The following is a 16,882-nucleotide window of genomic DNA, read 5'->3' on the forward strand; positions in this document are numbered from 1 at the left end:
ATCCCCCCCTTCTCACCCCCTCTCCGCCCCGCCAACCCCGTCTTCTCCCCCCTGCCCCTCCCTCTCCCTGCCTCGCCTCCCATCTTCCTCCTATCCCCTAGTCTCTCCCCCCTCCTCCCACCCTCCTCCTGATCTCTTGCGCACCGAGCGCCTCCTTCCCCCCGCCTCTGCCTCACCCGGGCAGCTTTCGGTGCAGCGCCCGACTCCGCCGCGGAGGGTCGAAGCGCGCGCATGGACGAGCCCAGGCGGGAAGCCGATGAGCCGCAGGTCGGCGCCCATGCAGCGCCTGCCTTAGACGCAGCCGCCCCGCGCGATCTCTCCCTGCCTGATCCGCACGCGCGCCCCCTCGAACCCGCGCGGAGTCACGCCCCTCTCGTGCTCGGGCGCTGGCCGCCGTGACGACGGCGACGGCCGTGATGGGTGCCTCGCCTGCGGCATGGGCGCAAGACACGGGCGCGCCGACCCCGCCCCCTCTCGCGCAGCCCCGGCCCCCGGCCCCCTACGCCTCTTCCCCTGGAGCGCAGGCCGCGCGCTTCTACCAGGAGGGAAACGCGGCCTTCGCGCAGAAGCGCTGGACCGACGCCGAGGCGGCCTACCGCAAGGCCTGGGCGCTCTCCCGCACCTTCGACGTCGCGGCGAACCTGGGCGAGGTCATGGTGCGCCTGGAGAAGTGGCGCGAAACCGCGGCCCTCCTCGCGTTCGGCCTGCGCTCCGCGCCCCCGTCCGCGAAGCCCGCGCAGCGCGACAGAACCCGGCACTTCCTGGACGAGACCCTCGAAAAGGTCGGCGCCCTGCGCCTGCGGCCGAGCGTCGAGGGCGCCGAGGTCCTCGTGGACGGCGAGCAGATCCGCCCGGACGACCTCGCCGACGCCGTGTTCGTCCTCCCTGGCGCGCACCAGATCATCGCCCGGAAGCAGGGCTTCCGCGAAGCCAACGAGACCATCGTCGCCGCCCCTGGCTCCTCCCAGGACGTGTCGTTAACGCTCGTGCCTGCACCGGTGACACCGCCCTCCGCCCCAGCCGCAGGCACGACGCCCTCGCCTGGATCTGCACTGACGGTGACCCTGGGCGCGGACGCGACCCCTGGAACCCAGCGCAGCCTGCTCCCCGCGTTCGTGCTGGGTGGCGCGGCAGTCGCCGGAATCGGACTGGGCATCGGCCTGACGGTCACCTCGAACGCAACGAGCGCCGACGCCGACCAGGTGCGCGGCAAGATCCTGAGCGAGGGTGGCCAGTGCGTGTCCCCTGGAGCGTTCGCGGACCCTTGCGACGAGCTGGCGTCCGCGCTGGATCGCGTCGACACGCTCGGAAACGGCGCGCGGGTGGCCTTCGTGGCCGGCGGGGCGCTGGCGCTTGGAGCAGCCGCGTACGTGCTCTGGCCGGTGCTCCTGGGACGCGGCAGCGCGGAGACCCGCACCCAGGGACAGCCCGCGCCCCTTCAGTGGGCACCCCTGCTGGGCAGAAACCAGGCAGGTGTGGCCGTGCTGGGCGGCTGGTGACGACCACCCCTCTCTCGGCGATGCAGCCTGCCCTTGCGCAGCAGTGCATCGAATTCTTCTGACACCTCCCGATTCCCCTCCGGAGACCCTCCCCCCCGCCCGTCACATACGAACTCCCCCCCTGAATGGAAATCCGACACCCCGAGCCGTAATTGTTCTTTGTGAGGGCTGCGCGTGAAGCGCGCCCGAGCGAGGCAGCATGGCGCGTCGATTCATCCGGCACGTGTGCAGACCGTTGAGCCCCGAAGCGGCTGCGTGGGAGGCGCGGATGCTGCGCGAGATGGGCCTCGAAGACGTCCCCTGGGACGGCGAGCAGTGGTGCGCCATCTGCGCCGACCACGCCCGCAAGGCTGTCGCCAGAGACGAGGGCAGGGCGCCTTCCTGGAAGATGTGGCCCTTCCCCGCCTGGCGCACCCGGACCGTGCGTTTGCTCGTCGCAGCAGCCATGGTCGCCGAGGTGACCACCCTGCTCCTCCCCTGACGCGCCCCCTCCATCTCCGCCCGCCCCGCCTGCCACCCCTCTCATCTCCCCGCGCGCTCTCCCCGCGCGCTCTCCCCTTGCACCTCTCCCTCTCTTCCCCCGCGCGTCTCCCTCTCTTCCCCCGCGCGTCTCCCTCTCTGCTTCCGCCCTTCCTTGACGCCCCGCCCTCTGCCCGCCAGATCGCCCCTCATGCAGCCCGACGTCGACACCCAGGTGAGCTTCCCCTGGCTCATCCGCCTGCGCTGGCTTGCCCTGGGCGGCCAGGCCGCCGCCGTGCTCATCGCCCGCTACGGCTTCGAGGTCGAGCTCTCCTGGATCGCCCTGGCCCCCCTCATCACCGCCTCTGGCCTCTCCAACGCCGCCCTCTCCGTCTGGGTCCGCAACAACCCCGCGAGCCGCGCCGCCTCCATGGTCCTCGGCGGCGTCCTCACCCTCGACACCCTCGTCCTCACCGGCCTCCTCGCTGCGGCCGGCGGCGCCACCAACCCCTTCAGCGTCCTCTACCTCGTCCACATCACCATGGCGGCTGTCGTCCTTGGCGCCCGCTGGACCACCCTCATCGCCATCCTCTCCATCACCTCCTTCGCAGCACTCTTCCTCCTCCCCCTCCAGGCCGACCACGCCCATCACCAGCACGCCCACCACATGCACATGCCTGCTGGCGACCAGTTCAGCACCCACCTCTACGGCATGTGGCTCGCCTTCACCCTCGCTGCCGGCCTCGTCGCCTACTTCGTCCGCAAGATCGCGGTCACCATCGCCCTCCAGCGCGAGCAGATCGCCGGCCTCCGCGAGAACGCCGCCCGCCACGCCCGCCTCGCCTCCCTCACCACCCTCGCCGCCGGCGCCGCCCACGAACTCGGCTCCCCCCTCGGCACCATCTCCGTCGCCGCCCACGAAATGGAGCTCTCCCTCGCCCGCCTCCCTGGTGCTGCCGACATCCACGAAGACGCCCAGCTCATCCTCGCCGAAGTCGACCGCTGCCAGGACATCCTCCGCCGCATGGGCGCCCGCGCCACCACCGACGCCGGCACCGCCACCATCACCCTCGACGAACTCCCCCCCCTCCTCCAGGCCCGCCTCGACCCCCCGCGCCGCGCCCGCGTCACCCTCGACACCGGCCCCCTTGCCTGGCCCGTACACCTCCCCCGCGAGCATGCCCTCCAGTCCCTCACCGCCCTCGTCAAGAACGCCCTCGACGCCAGCCCCGAAACTGCCGACGTCCACGTCCGCGTCGACGCCGAGGACGACCTCCTCCGCCTCTCCGTCGAGGACCGCGGCACCGGCATGACCGACGACATCCTCGCCCGCGCCGGAGAGCCCTTCTTCACCACCAAGGAACCTGGCCGCGGCCTCGGCCTCGGCCTCTTCCTGGCCCGCGCCTTCGCCGAGAGCCATGGTGGCTCCCTCACCCTCGAACGACGCCCCGACGGCGGAACCCGCGCCACCCTGCGCCTCCCCAGAAAGACCCTGGTCGAATCATGACCCCCTCACCGCCTCCCCAGAGCACCGAGAGCACCGAGAGCACCGAGAGCACCGAGAGCACCGAGAGCACCGAGAGCACCGAGAGCACCGAGAAAAAGAGCGTGGATGGATCTGAAGTACCGTCGACCTCCCACCTCTCTCCCCATGGCGTCCCGCGTCCCCTCCGCATCCTCGTCGTCGACGACGACGACCGCTTCCGCGAGCGCCTCGCCAAGGCCTTCCGCCAGCGCGGCTTCGACGTCGTGACCGCCGAGGCCCACGACCCAGCCCTCACCGCCGCCCGCGCCGCCCCCTTCGACCGCGCCGTCATCGACCTCAAGATGCCCGGCCCGAGCGGCCTCGCCGTCGTCCGCGACCTCCTCGCCCTCACCCCCGACCTCGTCGTCGTCATCCTCACCGGCTACGGCAGCATCGCCACCGCCGTCGAAGCCATGCGCCTCGGCGCCCGCGACTACCTCACCAAGCCCGCCGACGCCGACCGCATCCTCGCCGCCTTCGACGCCGACCCCCCCGTCGAAGCCGACCCCCCAGCCTTCGACGTCCCCTCCCTCGCCCGCCTCGAATTCGAGCACATCGAGCGCGTCCTCCAGGAGTGCGGCGGCAACGTGTCCCGCGCCGCCCGCGTCCTCGGCATCCACCGCCGCACCCTCCAGTACAAGCTCGCCAAGTTCCCCGCGAGCCGCTGATCCTCCCCCGCGAGCCGCTGCTCCTCCCCCGCGCGAGCTGCTCCTCCCCCGCGCGGGTTGTCCTAGATAGCCCAACCAGCCTTCAAGTTGACCTACGCCTGGTTGGCGGATCAGGGGCGAAGCGCTGCTCGCTCCGACGCCACTCTCTGGCCTCGCTCACCGCCTCGTGAAGCGCGGCTAGCTCAGGGGTCATCGGGAGCGCCTCGCCCACGACGAGGAGGCTGCCGCCAATCCGCTTCACGGCGGTAGGCGCGAGCCCTGCCGCGAGGAGCGCCCCCTCGGCACGCTGTCCCGCCTCCTCTGCCTCAGGGATGGGCAGACCGCGCACGTCCACTCGCACGAACAGGCGCACCTCTGCGCGCCCCTCGGGGCACTCTGCGGCGCCATTGCCCTTCACCGTCCACATCGCCGGGTCGAGCCCCTCCAGCGCGAGAGCCACGATGCGCCGGAGCCTCGCTGCAAAGGCGTCGGCCTCGGTCTGCGTCACCTCTTCCAGCGCGCGACGCGCCTCGCCAACGGCCTTGCATGCCGCTTCCCAGTGGCGCCGGTTGATCTCGTCCATCTGTGACATGGCCGCGCCTCCTCTTCGCCCCTCATCCTACAGCCCGCGTCCCACACCCGTGTGCGTTGCCGATGGGTGACCTCAACCGGCATCGCAGTACTCGCTGGGCCCCGACCCCGCACGACGCGCCAACCGTTCACAAGCCCTCGTAAAACGAAGCCTCGCGGCGTCTGGCCCTGCGACACGCGCTGTCCCGGCAGCGCGCTGGATGCTGGCTCGCTTCGCCTGCTGCTTCGCTACTGTCGCCGTCACCAAGCAAACCGCCCCGCGCCCGCTGACCTCTCTCCGCCAACCGTCCCGGCCGGGCTTTGCTCGGCGGCCGCGGAGGCATGAGCCCCTCCCGCACCACCGAGGTGCGAAAATTCACCGCATGCCGAGCCGCTCCGAGCGGCGCTACAGCACCCTCCGCATGACGAGCCGGAACCTGTCCAGACGCCCCTGGATCGCACTCGCCTGGGCCGCCCTCACCCTCACCGCCGCCGCCTGCAGCGACGGAGCCGGCCAGGACGGCGACGAACCGGGCTTCACCAACCTCTCCGGCGCCACCTGCCCCCCCGACTCCACCCTCACCTACGACACCTTCGGCCGCCCCTTCATGGAGGCCTACTGCACGAGCTGCCACAGCGCCCACCTCACCGGCGCCCAGCGCCAGGGCGCCCCCACCGATCACAACTTCGACACCCTCGAAGCCTGCCACGAAGCCGGCGCCGACCACATCGACCAGACCACCGCCGCCGGCCCCGACCGCGTGAACGACAGCATGCCCCCCATCTACCCCGCCCCCTCCGAAGCCGAACGCCGCCAGCTCGGCGAGTGGCTCGCCTGCGGCATGCCCTGAGGTACTGCGTACCCTGAATCAGGGGCCTTTCGGCCCCTACGCTCCCGATGGTCGCTACCCCCGCAGCCAGCCAACAGCGTCGCGCGAGGAACCTGTGACGTACTTCGAGAGACCCGTGACGCGCTTCGAGAGACCCGTGACGCGCTTCGAGAGACCCGTGACGCGCTTCGAGAGACCCGTGACGCGCTTCGAGACCCGTAACGCGCTTCAAGGAACCCATGACCTGCCCTGAGAACCCCGTGACCAGGCCCCGCGCGCTCCTGCCCCTCGCCGCCTCGCTCCTCGTCGTGCTCGGCGTCTCCTCCGAGGCCCACGCCGACCATTGCCACCCCGACCACCCTGTCGAGTACTTCGTCAAACCCCTCCGCCTCCGGGTCGGCCTCAGCGTCGAGGCCGCCACCTACGCCACCGAGCGCTACGAGGGCGAATACCAGGGCACCTCCCTCGACGTCTCCTGGAAGCACAAGTGGGTGGAATTGCGCGCCGCAATGCCGGCCTACCGCATCGTCCGCAATGGCCTCCCCGAACTCGGCCTCGGCGACGTCTTCGCCGACGTCCGCGTCCCCTTCATGGACACCAACAGCCTCTCCAACCTCAACACCGGCATCGCCCTCGCCGCCACCTTCCCTTCCGGCGACCCCGAGCGAGACCTCGGCATGGGCCATGTGATGCTCATGCCCGCCCTCTGGCTCACCTGGCGAGGACTCGCGCCCTTCCTCCAGGTCCAGGTCGCCTACGGACGCGCCCTCGCTGCCGCCTCCGAGCACGCCCACCACGGCGGCGGCCCCAGACCCATCGTGAACCCCATGAACGCCTCCGAGATCGAGTTCTTCGCAACGGCCGGAACCCTGCTCCACCCCTTCGTCGTCGTCCGCGGCGGCATCTACGGCGCCGTCCCCATCGCCACCGAAGCCGGCGAATCCCGCGGCGCCCTCGTCCTGGGCAGCGATCTCATCCTCCGCTACGCCGAATTCGGCCTGGAGACCCACCTCCCCGTCGCCGGCGACCCCTTCCTCGCCAAGGTCCAGATGACCGTAGCCGCGCGCTTCTGACCCCCGCCCCCCCCGCGCCGCGCCGCCCCTCAAGGCTCCGCCGGCGGCGCCACCATGAACGACGACATGCACATCTCGTTCTCCGTCCCCCACCCGGGCAGCACCGGCCCCTCGGCATCGCGCGTGTCATACGTGCACGTCACCCCCACCAGGCTCGACGCCTCGATCCGCGGCGGCGTCCGGTACCAGTACAGCCCTTGCCAGTGGAAATCCCACGCATCCACCCGCGCCACGCACTCCTTCTGCCCCCCCGTGCTCACGCTCATCTCGAAGGTCCGCCCCCGCTCGTGCATGTGCGGCATCACCCCCAGCACCTCCAGCGCCGGCACCGACGCCGCCACATCGAGCGCCTCCCGCGGCACCTCCCACGAGTAGCTCGCATTCGCCTGCCCCTGCGGCAGACTGTGCGGATCCCCCGCGAACATGCTCCCGAGCAGCCCATCATACCCAAGCATCATCGCGCTCCGCTTCACCGACTCCGCATACCGCAGCCGGATCAGCGTGGAGTCCGCCTCCTCCGACCCCCCATGCCGCGCGCTCCCCCCGCCATCCTCCCCGTGCCCGTGCAGGTTGTAATGCATCTGCACCACCATCACATCGTCCGGTGCAATGCGCAGCCCCACGTCTTTCGGATACTCGACCACGTTCTGCCCCGGCGCCCACGTCACCGGCAGCGCGTGATGCACCACCGCGTCCCCGGGCCCCCCGAAGCAATCCCACCCCGGCCGCTCCGGCGAAGCCTCATCCATCTCCGCCATCACCTCCCCGTTCGTCTTCCCATCCACGTACGACGGCGCCGAGGGATTCACCACGTAAACGGCCGCATGATGAATGATGGCCGGATTGCCCGGAACCACCTGGTACCCCGTGATGAACCGCTCCCCGGGAATCCCCGCCGGCATGGGATAGCACCGGTACTCGTCATTGGCGCCCAGCGGGTTCGAGGGATCGACCACCGGCGTCACCAGCGGCGTCCTGTACTCCGTCGCATCCTCCAGCATCGGCAGCGGCGGCAGCCCCGCCGGCCCCTCCGCGCGCTTCCCCTCCGCGCGCCCCCCTGCCGCCCACCGGTGAATGACATCCAGCTCCCCCGCGGTGAGCGTCACATCATCCTGAAAATCGCCGCAGCTCCCATCGTGGTCCACGAGGAAGGGCGGCATCCTCCCACTCTGCACCGCATCATCAATCGCGCCGGCCCGCTCCCTGGCCACCTCGTAATCATCGAGCGGAAAGTGCGCGATCCCTTCCTTCTGATGACACGACACGCACTTCGACATCATGATCGGCGCCACGTCCTGCCAGAACGTGGGCTCCTCGCGAACGTCGTCCTCCCCGCCGCTGCAGCCGACGACGATCGGCAATGACAGCAGCCCCGCAACACAGAACCCAACGGCGTGACTCGGCATGGCTGGCCTCTCCTCGTGAATGATGGAGCTGCGTACCCCCTCGCCCCCGATCCGTTCAATGGCAGCTCCACATTTCTCACCGACCCCTTGAGGACCACCCCTGCCCCTGGCCTGTCGACGCTCGCCGACCGCCGGCAGTGACGACGGTCCCTGACGACGGCCCCTGACGACGGTCCCTGACGACGGTCCCCTGACGACGGTCCCTGACGACGGTCCCTGACGACGGTCCCTGACGACGGTCCCCTGACGACGGTCCCGCCCTGACGCCCCTCTACCCAACGCGCCGCGTTAAATTCTCAGCCTCCTCAGCGGATACGCCGTGGAAACAAGCCGCCCCCGAAAATCGACATCGCCCCCTGAACGTTCTCCCGGGGTGCGGGCACGGAGGGCGCAGGCCTGGTTCAGGGGGCCCGCGGCGGGGCAGCGGTCGCCCTCGTCAACCAGCAACGATTCGTGGGATGAGCGCCGTCGGATGATGCAGCGAGCTGCAAGAAACAGGGAGTGGTCCTGCCAGGCCCGACCGGCCTCGCTGCCCCGCGCCTGCTCGTCACCTGACCACCTGCCGCAGGAGCGGCGATGAGCGTCATGCAGCTCTTCGGCGCGCTGGTCATGCCCGGCAAGGAAGAGGGCGGCAACCGCGCCGAGGCCGCCCTCGTGCAGCGCCTCCGCCGCAGCGACCCTTCCGCCATCGGCACCGCCTACGACCAGCACCACGCTGCCGTGCGCGCCTTCGCCCGCAGACTCCTCGGCGACGACGCTGCCGCCGAGGACCTCGTGCACGAAGTCTTCGTCAGCCTCCCCTCGGCCGTGCGCCGCTTCGAGGGCAAGTCCTCCCTCCGCACCTTCCTCATCTCCATCGCCGTCAACCACGCCCGCCACCACCTCCGCGCCGCCACCCGCAACCGCGCCGCCATGGCCCGCTTCGCCCAGGAGCCCGAGTCCACCGCCGAGGACCCCGAGCACCTCGCCCACCGCGCCTCCCTCGCCCGCGCCCTCGCCACTGCCCTCGACGCCCTCCCCATGGAGCAGCGCGTCGCCTTCGTCCTCTTCGAGGTCGACGAGTACACCTCCCGCGAAGCCGCCGAGATCATGGGCATCCCCGAAGCCACGGTCCGCACCCGCGTCTTCCACGCACGCCAGAAGCTCCGGGCCCTCCTTGAGGAGCAGGGAATCCGATGAACCACGACGTGCTCCAGGAAGCCGTGCGCGCCCTGCGCGAGCAGACCGGCGAAACCCCTGCGACCCCTGACGCCACCCGCGCCCGCATCCTCGCGAGCCTCCGCAACCAGCGCGCGCGCCGCCTCACCCTGATCAAGACCGTGCTCCCCCTGGCCGCCGTTGTGGTGGGCTCCCTGGCCTGGGCTGGCCCGAGCAGGCTCCCCGCCCTGTGGAACGCCATGACCTCGCTCCTCGACGACGTGGCGCCCGCGACCCCTCCCTCCACGCCCCCCGCCTCCTCCGACGCCCCTGCTGCCGGCCAGGGCTCGAACACCCACGGCGCACAGGACACCGACCACGCCCCCAACACCGAACCCCCCGCACAAGCCCCCGCCGCATCGCCCCCGGAAGCCCGCATCGACACCCCTGACGAAGCACCCTCCGCAGCAACCACCGCATCTCCCTCAGCAGCGCGCGTCGACACCCCTGACGAAGCACCCTCCGCGGTCCCCGTCGCAGCGCTCCCCGTCGCAGCGCCCCCCGCCGCGCGCTCTGCCACGTCAGCGGTCCGCATGTCAGCAGCCGGCACGTCAGCGGCCAGCACGTCAGCAGCCGGCATGTCAGCGGCCGGCACGTCAGCGCTTCGCGACGCCACCCGCCAGCCCCCCGCCGCCTCCGACGTCCCTCCTCGCCCCGAGGCCCCCGCCTCCGCCACCTCGACGGCCTCTTCCCCCGCCGCGCCTGCCGCCACCCCGGTGACCGCGCCCGAAGGCGCCAGCGCAGCCGCTCCCCGGACCCCACAGCCCGACCCCGTCTCGAAGGAGCACGCCCTCTACAAGGAGGCCCATCGCCTGCACTTCGTCGCGCGCAACGCCAGCGCCGCCCTCGCCGCCTGGGACGCCTACCTGCGCGCCGACCCCCGCGGCCGCTTCGCCACCGAGGCCCGCTACAACCGAGCCCTGTGCCTGGTGCGCCTCGGGCGCGCCACCGAAGCCCGCAGCGCCCTCGACCCCTTCGCCCGCGGCGCCTTCGGCGGCTACCGCCAGGCCGAGGCCCAGGCCCTCCTCGACGCCATGGACCGTGCAGCAACCCCCGCTCCTTGAGCAACGCTGAACGAAACGCGACGCTGAACGAAGCGCGACGTTGAACGAACACGACCCGCGCGGGCACCCAGCGCATATGCCTCCGGCCGCCGACCCCTCGACCTGGGCCCCCCGCGCCCCCGGCGCGCGCGCGTGGCGTCGAGCGCTCCTCCTCCCCGCCCTCCTCCCCGCCCTCCTCGGCGCCGCCCTCGGACACGCCCCCGCATCCTTCGCCGCAGATCCCGCGCCCCCTCCTGGCAACCCCCCGCCTTCCGCCGCCGCCGACGCTGATGCCGCCGCCAACGCCACATCCGGCGCGCCCCTGATGGACGCGCGCCTGGTGCTCGTCCTCGCGCATCTCCCCCCCGGCACCGACGCAGAGCAGGTGCGGTCAGCCATCGCGCGCGAGCTCGGCATGACCGTGACGCTGGCCCCTTCCTGGACCGGCCCCAGTGCCCTCGTCCTCCGCCGCGACACCGCGTCCACCGCGCCCACTGCGCATCGCGCAGCCCTGACCTTCCACGCCGAAGACGGCCGCCTCGTCGAGCGCGCCGTGGACCTCCCGGCCAACCCTGCCCAGGCCGTCGAAGTCATCGCGCTCCTCGCCGGCAACCTGGTCCGCAACGAGGCCGCAGAGCTGAGCGAAGCCTTCGGACAGCGCCTCCCCGCAGCGCCCCCCCTCGCAGCCCCAGCCCCGCGCCGCCCCTCACCCGAGCAGGGCAGGGGAGCCTCCCCCCCCACCACCAACCCTTCCGCCCCTGGCCTCACCACCCCCTCCGGCCCCAGCGCTCCCCGTTCCACCGCGCCCTCCGCACCCTCCGCACCCTCCACACCCCCCGCGCCCTCCGCGCCCTCCGCGCCCTCCCCCTGCGGGCGCCCTCCCTCTGCGCGCGCCTCCGTGACCCCCTTCGGCCTCGACCTCGCCCCCTTCGTCGGCACCTCGACCTTCACCGGCGTCCACGTGAGGCGCAACCTCGCCCTGAACCTCACCGTCGGCCTCTCCGAGGGCCCCCTCGGCTTCGAGCTGGGCGGCCTCAACATCGCCACCCAGGGAGCCTGCGGCGTCCAGGCTGCCGTCGGCGCGAACCTCGTCACCGCCCCCGTCTCCGGCTGGCAGCTCTCGGTCCTCGGCAACACCGGCACCGCCCTCACCGGCGTGCAGACCTCAGCGGGCGCCAACGTCTCCACCGGCGACGCAGAGGGCCTCCAGCTCGGCGGCGTCAACGTCACCACCGGCGCCCTCTCCGGCGTCCAGCTCGGCCTCGCGAACATCACCACCGGCACCCTCTCCGGCGTCCAGTTCGGCGCCGTCAACATCGCCGCCCAGGGCATCACCGGCCTCCAGCTCGGCGTCGTCAACATCGCCCCCCGCTCCACCCTCTCGCTGGGCGTCCTCACCATCATCCCCGAGGGCCGCACCCACGTGGACCTCTGGGCCACCGACGAGGGCTTCCTCATGGCCGGCCTCAAACACGGCGGCGACGCCTTCCACAACCTCTACGGCGCCGGCATCCGCCCCGGCAGCGACGGCGTCCGCGCCTGGGTCGCCTACGGCCTCGGCGGCCACCTCGACGCCACCTCCCGTCTCTTCGTGGACGTCGACCTCCTCTCCTACTCCCTCATCGCCCCCTCCGACCCCTTCTCCCTGGTCCTGCAGCTCCGCGCCGTGCTCGGCGTGCGCCTGCTCCGCGGGGTCGCGCTCTTCGGGGGACTCACCTTCAACCAGCACCTCTCCGCGGACCCTGACGCAGAGAGCCTGGGCCTGCTCGGAGGAGCGCGGTTCCACGAGGGCGACACCGGCTTCGCCCTCCGCGCCATGTGGCCAGGGTTCACGCTTGGCGTTCAGGGCTTGTGACGACTGCGAAAATTCACCGCATCGCAGGGGCAGACGGCGCGCAGTAGACCTTACCGCGCGCTGGCTCCCCGGCGTGGAGATGACCATGAAGCTTGCACTGTCGAGGACGGTCCCCGTCGTTCTTTGTCTCGTCCCCGGTCTCCTGCTCGCCGCAGCCTGCGGCGACGACGAGCCGGAGAACCCCACTGGATCGAGCACCACCACCACCAGCACCAGCAGCTCTGGCGGCTCCGGCGGCCCTGGCGGCTCTGGCGGCTCTGGCGGCTCTGGCGGCTCCGGCGGCTCTGGCGGCTCTGGCGGCTCCGGCGGCTCCGGCATGATGGACGTCGAGCTGAACTTCGAGGGCCGCGTCGGCGACGAGACCTTCGACTGCGCCACCCCCTACCCGGGCCTCGGCACCGGCGCGACCGAGGTCTCCTTCACCGACTTCCGCCTCTACCTGCACGACTTCGCCCTCATCGCCGAGGACGGCACGGAGGTGCCTCTGACCCTCTCCTCCGACACCCCCTGGCAGCACCAGTCCCTCGCCCTCCTCGACTTCGAGGACCGCTCGGGCGCCTGCGCCAACGGCACCGTCGAGACCAACCAGCGCGTCCTCGGCGTCACCGAGGAGAGGCCCTACACCGGCGTCGCCTTCAAGCTCGGCGTCCCCGCGGATCTCAACCACGCCGACGCCGCCGTCGCCCCCTCGCCCCTCAACCTCACCGCCATGTTCTGGAACTGGCAAGCCGGCTACAAGTTCCTCCGCGTGGACAGCGTCCCCACCGGCGCCGCCGAGGCCTTCAACCTCCACCTCGGCGCCACCGGCTGCACGGGAGACGCCATGGGCGGCGAGACCGTCACCTGCGAACGCCCCAACGTCGTCAAGGTCGTCCTCACCGGCTTCGACCCTCTCACCACCCCCATCCTCGTCGACTACGCCGCCCTCATCGCTGAGAGCGACCTCGCCACCAACGGCGGCGGCGCCCCGGGCTGCATGTCGGGCCCCACCGACCCGGAGTGCGCCCCCATCTTCGAGCGCCTCGGCATCGACATCGAGAACGGCGACCTCCTCCCCTCCCAGCAACTCTTCCGCGTGGAGTGATCGGACGTCGCCATGACCCTGCGGGTGCCTTCAGCAGCGCTGGTGCTTTCTCTGGGCTGGGCCACCGTCGTCGGCTGCAGCGGCGGAGACGACGGCAACACCCCCACCTCGGGTGAGGGCGGCAGCGGCGCCCACAACCCCACGGGCGGCGATGGCGGCCAGGGCGGCCAGGGCGGCCAGGGCGGCGACGACGCCCAGCCCTTCGACTGGGGCCTCCCTCCCGGCTTCCCGCGCCCCAAGGTCCCCACGGACAACCCCATGTCCACCGTGAAGGTGGAGCTGGGCCGCAGGCTCTTCTACGACCAGCGCCTCTCCGGCACCGGCGACTTCTCCTGCGCCTCCTGCCACCGCCAGGAGCTGGCCTTCACCGACGGCCTCGCCCTCTCCGTCGGCTCCACCGGAGAGGTCCACCCCCGCGGCTCCATGAGCCTCGCCAACACCGGCTTCATCTCCGCCCTCACCTGGGCCAACCCCCTGCTCGACACCCTCGAAGAGCAGGCCCTGGTCCCCATGTTCGGCGAAGAGCCCGTCGAGCTGGGTCTCGCCGGCAAGGAGGTCGAGCTCCTCGAACGCCTCGCCGCCGACCCCCTCTACCAGGAGCTGTTCCCCGCCGCGTTCCCTGACGACAGCGATGACGACGGCCCACTCACCTTGAAGAACATCACCCGCGCCATCGCTGCCTTCCAGCGCACCATCCTCTCGTACCGCTCCCCCTTCGACCGCTACACCTACGGCGGCGACCCCACGGCCATGACTCCCTCCGCCTTGCGTGGCAGAGACCTCTTCTTCTCCGAGCAGATGGAGTGCTTCCACTGCCACGGCGGCTTCAACTTCTCGGACTCGGTGACCCACGACGGCAGCACCTTCACCGAGGTCATGTTCCACAACACGGGCCTCTACAACATCGGCGGCACCGGCGCTTACCCGGAGGGCAACACCGGCCTGCGCGAGATCACCGGCCTCGCCGCCGACATGGGCCGCTTCCGGGCGCCCACCCTGCGCAACATCGCCGTCACCGCCCCCTACATGCACGACGGCAGCGTCGCCACCCTCGACGACGCCCTCGACCACTACGGCTCCGGCGGCCGCACCATCCCCGACGGCCCTCACGCCGGCGTCGGCAGCGACAGCCCCTTCAAGAGCGAGCTCCTCCTCGGCTTCACCCTCACCCCTGCCGAGCGCGACGACGTGAAGGCCTTCCTGGAGTCCCTCACCGACGACAAGCTCCTCACCGATCCGCGCCTGTCGGATCCCTGGACGGAGACCCCATGACGCCCTGGACCCGACGCCTGGCCTGCACCGCCCTCTCGACCCTCGCCGCCTCGGCCCTGCTCCACGCGGGCGCCTGCACCCAGGCCACCTCCCCCGAGCCCGACGACGAAGACCTCCTCGCGGGCGTCATCTACCGCGGCGGCGCCACCGACGAAGCCCTGCGGGCGCTGCTCGCCGTCGCGCCCGAGGACGTCCCCGCCCAGGCCGCAGTCATCGACGTCCCCGTCCACGGCGCCACCTTGACCGGCGCCACCGCCCCCGAGCTGCGCTGGCACATCCGCGACGCCTTCGGCGACATGCGCCTCCCTGACCGTCGGCCACCCCCGAACCTCCCTCTCCCCTGGAACGACCGCGCCTCCTCGCCGCTGCGGCGCGCCTTCGCACCGCTCCTGGATCTCCTCGGCCCCGAGCGCGAAGCGCGCGCCCACGGCTCCCCCCTGAACGGCCGCGGCTACCTCCTGGTGTTCACGTCCTCCGACGACGACCAGGTGGTGATGCGGGTGTTCACCTCGGTCCTGACCTACACCCCTGACCCCTCCGAGTGGGAGCGCCTCCAGACCGCCGCCCAGCCCCTCACCCTGGTGATCACCAACGCCGTCTTCGAGGACAACGTCATCGCCGAGGACGCAGGCCCCTTCGCCGGCGAGCCGAGCACCTTCATCGTGTCCCCCTGACCCCGCCCTGCGCGTGTCCTCCCGGCCGCGCCCTGCGGGTGTCCCCCTGACCGCCCTCTGCGCGTGTCCTCCCGACCGCGCCCTGCGTCCGCCCCGCCCTACCGCCCCAGCAGCCGCGCAATCCGCCCCGGGAAGTCACTCATGATCCCATCGACCCCGAGCGCGAGCAGCGCCTCCGCCTCCGCCGCGTCGTTGATCGTCCACACATGGACCTCGACCCCCAGCGCATGTGCCCGCGCCACGAACTCCGCGGTGACCACCGGCATCCCCTGAAACGACGGCGGTACCTGCAGCGCGAACCCGGGCGCCCGGTACTCCGGCGTGTTCCCGGCCATCATGAACGCGATCACCTCCTCCGCCGCGAACCCCGTGAGCACCTCCGGCGCCGCTGCCCGGATACGTTGCAGCAGCGCCACCTGCTCCGCCGCGAGCAGCGTCCGCTCCCGCGCCTTCGCGCCGTCGAGCACCGCCAGCGTCCCCTCGATCGCGCGATCATCGTCGGGCTTGATCTCGATGTTCACCGGAACCCCCGGGAACGCTTCGAGCACCTCCGCCAGGCGTGGAATGCGGAAGTCGCGCCCCCGGTGAGGCATCGACCCATCGGGCATCACGTGGTGGTGCCCGGCATCGAACCGCGACAGCTCCGCGAGGCTGTGCGCCGCGAGCAACCCCCTCCCGCTCGTGGTGCGATCCAGCGTGGGATCATGGAAGACCACGATCTCCCCGTCCGCCGTCCGGTGCACGTCCAGCTCCAGCCGATCGGCGCCTGCCTCCAGGGCTGCCGCGAACGCGGGCAAGGTGTTCTCGGGCAGCTCACCGCTCGCGCCGCGGTGACCGAAGAGGCGAGGGCGGGGCCCGTCGGCGTAGCGCATGACAGCGACGCTAGGAGGTCGCCCCCGCGCGTGTCCAGCTTGCACTCGGCGGCGAGGCAGGCGAGGCTCACCCCCATGCCGGGCCGCACCTTCGCGATCGGCGACATCCACGGCGACCTCACGGCCCTGCGCACCCTCCTCGGCCGGCTGCCCCCGCTCGTCCCGACCGACACCCTGGTCTTCCTCGGCGACTACCTCGACCGCGGCCCCTGCTCCGCCGAGGTCATCCAGCTCCTCCGCGACCTCCCCCGCCGCACCCCCGCCCGCGTCGTGGCGCTCCGCGGCAACCACGAAGACGCCTGGCTGGAGATCCTCGACCACGGCTGGCCGGAGTTCGTGCTCCCCCGCAGCCATGGCTGCCTGGAGGCGTTGCGCTCCTTCGAGCGCCGCCCTCAGCCCAGCCCCGACGAGCAGCCCGACCCCAAGGAGCTGAAGCGCCTCCTCAAGGGCTCCTTCCTCCCCCGCGCCGTCGTCAAGTGGATGCGCTCGCTGCCCTACTTCCACGAAGACGAGCACGCCATCTACGTGCACGCCGGCCTGCCCTACGGCCCCCGTGGCTTCCTCCACCCTGCCCAGGCGCAGGTCGAGGCCCCGCGCGCGCTCCTCTGGCTCCGCGACCAGCGCTTCTTCCGCGACTACCGGGGCAAGCTGGTGGTCTTCGGTCACACCTCGACCGAGCTGCTACCGCCAGAGCTGTCTTCGTACACTCCGGAGGATCCGGCGGACCTGTGGGCAGGCCCCTCGACCGTCGGTCTCGACACCCGCTGCGGCCGCGGCGGCTTCCTCACCGCGCTCGAGCTGCCGGCGAGGCTGGTCTACGAGTCCCGCTGAGGGGACGATCACGGCGGCGCCAGACGTGTGCGACGGGTGCGTCTG

General features: G+C 71.7%; 17 protein-coding genes. 14 read left to right on the plus strand and 3 right to left on the minus strand.

Annotated features, from left to right (window positions below; translation table 11 throughout):
• Positions 1 to 395 precede the first annotated feature (395 nt).
• From CAP_RS39425 to CAP_RS39440, 4 genes are all read left to right on the plus strand, one after another.
• Positions 396 to 1,499: a peptidase associated/transthyretin-like domain-containing protein gene (locus CAP_RS39425; RefSeq protein ID WP_052376774.1), complete on the plus strand. Its 1,104-nt coding sequence runs from the start codon at positions 396 to 398 to the stop codon at positions 1,497 to 1,499.
• A gap of 199 nt (positions 1,500 to 1,698) precedes the next feature.
• The gene (locus CAP_RS39430; protein ID WP_156041554.1) at positions 1,699 to 1,980 is read left to right on the plus strand and encodes a hypothetical protein; all 282 of its coding nucleotides are present in this window, start codon (positions 1,699 to 1,701) and stop codon (positions 1,978 to 1,980) included.
• Between the two features lie 189 nt (positions 1,981 to 2,169).
• Positions 2,170 to 3,465: a sensor histidine kinase gene (locus CAP_RS39435; protein WP_044250597.1), complete on the plus strand. Its 1,296-nt coding sequence runs from the start codon at positions 2,170 to 2,172 to the stop codon at positions 3,463 to 3,465.
• Positions 3,462 to 4,151, plus strand: a complete 690-nt coding sequence (locus tag CAP_RS39440; RefSeq protein ID WP_081865742.1) for a response regulator transcription factor — start codon at positions 3,462 to 3,464, stop codon at positions 4,149 to 4,151. The genes CAP_RS39435 and CAP_RS39440 overlap by 4 nt, the downstream gene beginning before the upstream one ends.
• A gap of 82 nt (positions 4,152 to 4,233) precedes the next feature.
• On the opposite strand, the gene CAP_RS39445 is transcribed toward CAP_RS39440, so the two are convergent.
• Positions 4,234 to 4,722, minus strand: coding sequence for a hypothetical protein (locus tag CAP_RS39445; protein WP_156041555.1), 489 nt, complete (start codon positions 4,720 to 4,722; stop codon positions 4,234 to 4,236).
• A 361-nt stretch (positions 4,723 to 5,083) separates the two neighbouring features.
• Here CAP_RS39445 and CAP_RS39450 point away from each other — a divergent pair, with 361 nt between their 5' ends.
• Together CAP_RS39450 and CAP_RS39455 are read left to right on the plus strand one after the other, a co-directional pair.
• Positions 5,084 to 5,551, plus strand: coding sequence for a hypothetical protein (locus CAP_RS39450; protein ID WP_044250601.1), 468 nt, complete (start codon positions 5,084 to 5,086; stop codon positions 5,549 to 5,551).
• Positions 5,552 to 5,790: 239 nt separating this feature from the next.
• Positions 5,791 to 6,603: a hypothetical protein gene (locus tag CAP_RS39455; protein ID WP_197041549.1), complete on the plus strand. Its 813-nt coding sequence runs from the start codon at positions 5,791 to 5,793 to the stop codon at positions 6,601 to 6,603.
• A gap of 29 nt (positions 6,604 to 6,632) precedes the next feature.
• On the opposite strand, the gene CAP_RS39460 is transcribed toward CAP_RS39455, so the two are convergent.
• Positions 6,633 to 8,009: a monooxygenase gene (locus CAP_RS39460; RefSeq protein ID WP_044250605.1), complete on the minus strand. Its 1,377-nt coding sequence runs from the start codon at positions 8,007 to 8,009 to the stop codon at positions 6,633 to 6,635.
• Between the two features lie 15 nt (positions 8,010 to 8,024).
• Between CAP_RS39460 and CAP_RS55430 the strand changes: the two genes are divergently transcribed.
• The 7 genes from CAP_RS55430 (at position 8,025) to CAP_RS39490 (ending at position 15,134) form a co-directional block, all read left to right on the plus strand.
• Positions 8,025 to 8,150 carry a hypothetical protein gene (locus tag CAP_RS55430; RefSeq protein WP_269325000.1) on the plus strand — a complete coding sequence of 42 codons (126 nt, stop codon included), beginning with the start codon at positions 8,025 to 8,027 and terminating at the stop codon, positions 8,148 to 8,150.
• A 435-nt stretch (positions 8,151 to 8,585) separates the two neighbouring features.
• Positions 8,586 to 9,188, plus strand: a complete 603-nt coding sequence (locus CAP_RS39465) for an RNA polymerase sigma factor (protein WP_231511971.1) — start codon at positions 8,586 to 8,588, stop codon at positions 9,186 to 9,188.
• Entirely contained in the window at positions 9,185 to 10,270 is a 1,086-nt protein-coding gene (locus CAP_RS39470; RefSeq protein WP_044250607.1) for a hypothetical protein, read from the plus strand. The genes CAP_RS39465 and CAP_RS39470 overlap by 4 nt, the downstream gene beginning before the upstream one ends.
• A 76-nt stretch (positions 10,271 to 10,346) precedes the next feature.
• Positions 10,347 to 12,104 carry an LA_2272 family surface repeat-containing protein gene (locus tag CAP_RS39475; RefSeq protein ID WP_044250609.1) on the plus strand — a complete coding sequence of 586 codons (1,758 nt, stop codon included), beginning with the start codon at positions 10,347 to 10,349 and terminating at the stop codon, positions 12,102 to 12,104.
• An 85-nt stretch (positions 12,105 to 12,189) separates the two neighbouring features.
• Positions 12,190 to 13,188 carry an MbnP family copper-binding protein gene (locus tag CAP_RS39480; RefSeq protein ID WP_081865745.1) on the plus strand — a complete coding sequence of 333 codons (999 nt, stop codon included), beginning with the start codon at positions 12,190 to 12,192 and terminating at the stop codon, positions 13,186 to 13,188.
• Between the two features lie 12 nt (positions 13,189 to 13,200).
• Entirely contained in the window at positions 13,201 to 14,460 is a 1,260-nt protein-coding gene (locus CAP_RS39485) for a methanobactin export MATE transporter MbnM (protein ID WP_044250611.1), read from the plus strand.
• Positions 14,457 to 15,134 (plus strand): hypothetical protein, encoded by a 678-nt coding sequence (locus tag CAP_RS39490; RefSeq protein WP_044250613.1) that lies wholly within the window; start codon positions 14,457 to 14,459, stop codon positions 15,132 to 15,134. The genes CAP_RS39485 and CAP_RS39490 overlap by 4 nt, the downstream gene beginning before the upstream one ends.
• Positions 15,135 to 15,232: 98 nt before the next feature.
• Here the strand turns inward: CAP_RS39490 and CAP_RS39495 are convergent, their stop codons facing one another.
• The gene (locus CAP_RS39495) at positions 15,233 to 16,006 is read right to left on the minus strand and encodes a glycerophosphodiester phosphodiesterase family protein (RefSeq protein WP_044250615.1); all 774 of its coding nucleotides are present in this window, start codon (positions 16,004 to 16,006) and stop codon (positions 15,233 to 15,235) included.
• Positions 16,007 to 16,036: 30 nt separating this feature from the next.
• Here CAP_RS39495 and CAP_RS46580 point away from each other — a divergent pair, with 30 nt between their 5' ends.
• Positions 16,037 to 16,837, plus strand: coding sequence for a metallophosphoesterase family protein (locus CAP_RS46580; RefSeq protein ID WP_156041556.1), 801 nt, complete (start codon positions 16,037 to 16,039; stop codon positions 16,835 to 16,837).
• Positions 16,838 to 16,882 lie beyond the last annotated feature (45 nt).

It is taken from the genome of Chondromyces apiculatus DSM 436 (assembly GCF_000601485.1).
Lineage (GTDB): Bacteria > Myxococcota_A > Polyangia > Polyangiales > Polyangiaceae > Chondromyces > Chondromyces apiculatus.